2 protein-coding genes are annotated in these 1946 nt (G+C 62.5%); both read right to left on the reverse strand.

What is annotated here, in order from left to right:
• Positions 1 to 75: 75 nt before the first annotated feature.
• Positions 76 to 852: an IS21-like element helper ATPase IstB gene (gene istB, locus GYH35_RS34445; protein WP_161816610.1), complete on the reverse strand. Its 777-nt coding sequence runs from the start codon at positions 850 to 852 to the stop codon at positions 76 to 78.
• Positions 849 to 1859: an IS21 family transposase gene (istA, locus tag GYH35_RS34450; RefSeq protein ID WP_161816611.1), complete on the reverse strand. Its 1011-nt coding sequence runs from the start codon at positions 1857 to 1859 to the stop codon at positions 849 to 851. Before istA ends, istB begins: the two co-directional genes overlap by 4 nt.
• Positions 1860 to 1946 lie beyond the last annotated feature (87 nt).

Consider the following 1946-nt stretch of genomic DNA (forward strand, 5'->3'; position numbering starts at 1 on the left):
CTGTCAACGCCGATTGAATTTTGACCCACCCCAGCTCAGAAACGCCGAAGTAAATTTGACCCACCCGGGCACCTATTACTGAGTCTTCGCCACCTTGATCGATCCCGCCTTGCGCTTGTCTTTGAGCCGATAGCTCTCACCGGCGATCTGCACGATGTGGGCGTGGTGAAGGAGCCGGTCGAGCAGTGCCGCGGTGAGCGTTTGATCGTCAGCCAGTGCGGTTGCCCATTGTGTGAATGGCAAGTTGCTGGTGAGGATCATGCTGCCGCGCTCATAGCGTTTGGCGACGACGTTGAAGAACAGATTGGCCTCGTCGCGACCGAACGGCAGGTAACCGATCTCATCGACGATGAGCAGCTTCGGTCCGAGCACGGCGCGATTGAAGTAGCCCTTCAGCCTACCTTGCGCCTTGGCTGCTGCGAGCTGGATCATCAGATCAGCGGCAGTGATGAAGCGCGTCTTGATGCCCGCCATCACGGCGCGGTAACCAAGCGCCATCGCCAGGTGGCTCTTGCCCACGCCCGAAGGGCCGAGTAACACCACGTTCTCTGCACGCTCGACGAAGGTCAGCGAGGCAAGCTCCTGGATCTGCTGCTTCGGCGCGCCGGTGGCGAAAGCGAAGTCGTAGCTCTCGATCGTCTTCACCACTGGCAGCGTCGCAAGCTTCAGCAGCGCTTGTCGGGTGCGTTCGGTTTTGGCTGCTTGCTCCGTCTCGAGCAGCGACGTGAGGAAGTCGGCGAAGCTGGCCTGCGCGTCGGCGGCTCGTTGAGCCAGTGCCGCCCACTCGGTGCTGACGGCGGGCAGCTTGAGCTCTTCGCACAGCGCGGCGATGCGTTGTTGCTGCAGGCTCATGCCGCGTTCTCCAGCAGGGCCTGGTACACCGAAAGCGGATGCTGCAGCGACTCGAATGGCACGACGCTGGCGGGCGAGATCGCCGGTGAACTCTGCATCGTGCGGCTCGGCAGTGCACTCAGCTGCGCGCGATCCTCGATCAATCGCACGCACGGTTGGACGCCGGTGGTGGCATGGATGCGCGTGTTGGCAACCTCGTTGAGCCAGCGCAGAACCTCACGGTTCGCCGTGTCCACATCGAGCTGCAGGCCGCCGGCACGCAGCGTCGCCGCTAACGGCACGAGAAAGCTGCCTTTGAGATAGCCGTTGAAGCGTTCGACTTTGCCCTTGGTGCAAGCTCGATACGGACGACACACGCGTAGCTGAAAGCCACAGTCACGTGCGAGCTCTAGCATGCCCGCGTGCCACCGATGCAACCCTGGCCCGTAACCGTCACGCTCGATGATCACTGTCTTGGTGTTGTCGAACAGTACCTCACGCGGCACACCGCCGAAGTAGTCGAAGGCGGCGATCAGGCCATCGCGCCAGTCTTCGAACTGCTCGGTACACGTGAAGCGCACGAAGGTAGCGCGACTGAAGCCCAGCGTCGCCACGAATGCGAGCAGTCGATCCCGGCCGCGACGGATGGTCGTGAAGTCCGCCTGCATCTGCTGGCCGGGCGCGGTCTCAAAACGCACCACCGGGTCGGCGCGGACGACCTTAAACGCCCGCAGATACGCCTTGAGCTGACTGATGCCGCCGCTGTAGCCCATGGCGCCGATCTCGCGCATGAGCACCGTCGCCGGAATCCAGTCCGGCCGCGCCTGCTCGATCCGCTCGAGCAGATAGCTCTTGTATGGATCGAGCTTGCAGGCCCGCGGCTCGCGCGGTCCGTACTCCACCTTGCCGCCACGCAGGTACTTGCGAACCGTGTTACGCGACAGCCCCGTGTCTCTCATGATCTGCCGAATCGAGCGACCTTGTCGTTCCAGAACCCGAATCTCCACCGCTTGCTCCTGGGTCAACATCTGGACGGCTCAAAAAGCCGTCATCCTCGCCCAGGTGGGTCACTTTTACTTCGGCGGGGGTGGGTCAGTTTTACTCCGGCGCTAACA

Origin of the sequence: Steroidobacter agaridevorans, from assembly GCF_009932555.1 — a bacterium.
Taxonomy (GTDB): Bacteria; Pseudomonadota; Gammaproteobacteria; order Steroidobacterales; family Steroidobacteraceae; genus Steroidobacter; species Steroidobacter agaridevorans.